Raw genomic sequence first — 2,610 nt, forward strand, 5'->3', positions numbered from 1 at the left:
ACGAGCACCGGAACGGCGGCCGGCAGCGCGGCCCAGGCCGCCGCTGCCACGAGGAGCAGCCGGGCCGCCACCTCCCCCAGCCCCCGCCACAGCGCCCGCTCCGGGGTGGTCCCGCGCTCGCACCACAGCCGCAGCCGGTCGAACGACCAGGCGGTCGCCCAGCCCATCAGCGGCCGGAAGAGGAGGCGGTCCGCGAGCCGGCCCGGACGGCCCCAGCGCGGCTCGTAGTCGTACCCCGTGAGGAAGCGGAGGCCGCCCTCCGGGCAGGGCACGTAACGCCAGTAGCCCCGGCCCTCCGTCAGGAACGACAGCGGATGCGCGCAGGCGAACCGGAGGGCCGACGTCCGCGTCCCGTCGGGGCGGTGGCGCTCGCCGGCGGAGATCCCCGTACCGGAGACGAGGAGCCCGGGCAGCACCCGCACTCCGTACGTGAAGCGCCGCGGCTGCCCCTCCGCACCCGGCAGGTACGCGATCCGCGTGAACCGCAGGTCCCAGCGCTGGTGCTGGGCCGGGTCCTGGCTGCGTTCCCAGAGGCGGTCCAGGTCGGTCCTGATCCGGGTCTCGACGTACAGGCCGCCACTCACGATTCCCCACCCCCGGGCATTTTGAGCAGTCGCTCAAACGGCGACGGTGCAGACAGTAGAGGAGTTTGAGCGACTGCTCAAGTAGCGGTCCGGATGGCCGCCAGTGGGGGGACTTCGGCGGGCGTGCGGGTGGTCGACGGCCTCGCCGCCCAAGGACCTCCGAGTTCGCGGGCTTACGTTCCCGGGCATGAAACGCACCGCTGCCTTCGCCGCGACGGCCTGCCTCCTGTGCCTGGCCGCCGCCACCGCCGCCACCGCCCCCGCCGCGGCCGACTACTCCGGCAACCCGCTGGCCGGGGACAACGGCTTCGGGGTGCTCGTCCAGGACGACGCCGTCCTGGGCAGCACGGAGACCGAGGGGTCCGTGGCCATCGGCGGGAACCTCACCTACGGGCCGGGGTACAACGTCGCGCTGCACACCCCCGGCACGTTCACCGCGCCCGGCGACGACCACCCGACCGCCCTGCTCGTCGGCGGCAGAATCGATCACGCGGCCAGTTCGCCGCAGGGCGTGCTCCAGGTCCTCAACGACGGCTACGTGAAGGTCGGCGACCCGACCGGCTCATCGGTCCTGGACGAGGACTCCAACGGCGCCGAGGTGAACACGCACATCGTCGCCGAGGGGTCCGGGTACGACTCCACGCCCCGCGTGCAGCAGACGGTGCACCAGCCGGTCGAGTCCGTCACCGACACCACGGGCCTGCCGGACCTCGACGCCCTCTTCGCGGACTTCCGCGACCGCTCGGACGCCATCGACACCTGTGAGACCAACGTCGTCCTGCGCGACGCCTCAGGCACCCCGCTGCCCGACCAGACCGGCTTCCCCGCCGGGACGAGCGCGCACATCACCCTCACCGAGGGCGAGACGAACGTGCTCCGGCTGACCGGCGAGCAGCTGAACAACCTGTCCGAGATCGTCTTCGACAACCAGCCGGACGCGAACACCCCGTTCGTGGTCGACGTCGACACGACCGGCACGGACGGCACTTACGTCTGGCACATCCCGAACCTCGCGGGCGTCTCGGGCGACCAGGCCCCGTACATGCTGTGGAACTTCCCCGACGCCACCGACATCACGATCGCCGACGGCGACTCGCTGGAGGGCACGGTCTACGCGCCCCGCGCCCACCTCACGGACCTCGACGCCTCCAACATCGAGGGCTCGATCGTCGTCCGGGAGCTGACGGCCGGGCCGCTCGACGCCGACGGCTCCTCGGTGGACGCGGGTGAGATCCACGAGTTCCCGTTCGCCACCGACATCGACTGCGAGGGGACGGGACCCTCCCCGTCCCCGAGCCCGACGGGCCATACGGAAAGTCCCACCCCGACCCCGTCCCCGACGGACTCCACGGAAAGCCCCACGCCCACCCCGTCCCCCACCGGCGCCACGGAAAGCCCCACACCCACCCCGTCCCCCACCGGCGCCACGGAAAGCCCCACACCCACCCCGTCCCCCACCGGCGCCACGGAAAGCCCCACACCCACCCCGTCCCCCACCGGCGCCACGGAAAGCCCCACACCCACCCCGTCCCCCACCGGCGCCACGGAAAGCCCCACACCCACCCCGTCCCCCACCGGCGCCACGGAAAGCCCCACACCCACCCCGTCCCCCACCGGCGCCACGGAAAGCCCCACACCCACCCCGTCCCCCACCGGCGCCACGGAAAGCCCCACACCCACCCCGTCCCCCACCGGCGCCACGGAAAGCCCCACACCCACCCCGTCCCCCACCGGCGCCACGGAAAGCCCCACACCCACCCCGTCCCCCACCGGCGCCACGGAAAGCCCCACACCCACCCCGTCCCCCACCGGCGCCACGGAAAGCCCCACACCCACCCCGTCCCCCACCGGCGCCACGGAAAGCCCCACACCCACCCCGTCCCCCACCGGCGCCACGGAAAGCCCCACACCCACCCCGTCCCCCACCGGCGCCACGGAAAGCCCCACACCCACCCCGTCCCCCACCGGCGCCACGGAAAGCCCCACACCCACCCCGTCCCCCACCGGCGCCACGGAAAGCCCCACA

Annotated in this window: 2 protein-coding genes; one reads left to right on the forward strand and one right to left on the reverse strand. The window is 73.5% G+C overall.

Annotation, left to right across the window (positions count from 1 at the left end; all coding sequences use genetic code 11):
• On the reverse strand, positions 1–584 hold a 584-nt coding region (locus G3I41_RS32155), incomplete at its 3' end, for a hypothetical protein (RefSeq protein ID WP_164404062.1).
• Between the two features lie 187 nt (positions 585–771).
• On the opposite strand from G3I41_RS32155, the gene G3I41_RS32160 reads away from it, so the two are divergent.
• Positions 772–2,610 (forward strand): choice-of-anchor A family protein (locus G3I41_RS32160; RefSeq protein ID WP_239081943.1); only part of this gene is annotated, 1,839 nt, incomplete at its 3' end.

This window comes from Streptomyces sp. SID9727 (assembly GCF_010550605.1).
Taxonomy (GTDB): Bacteria; Actinomycetota; Actinomycetes; order Streptomycetales; family Streptomycetaceae; genus Streptomyces.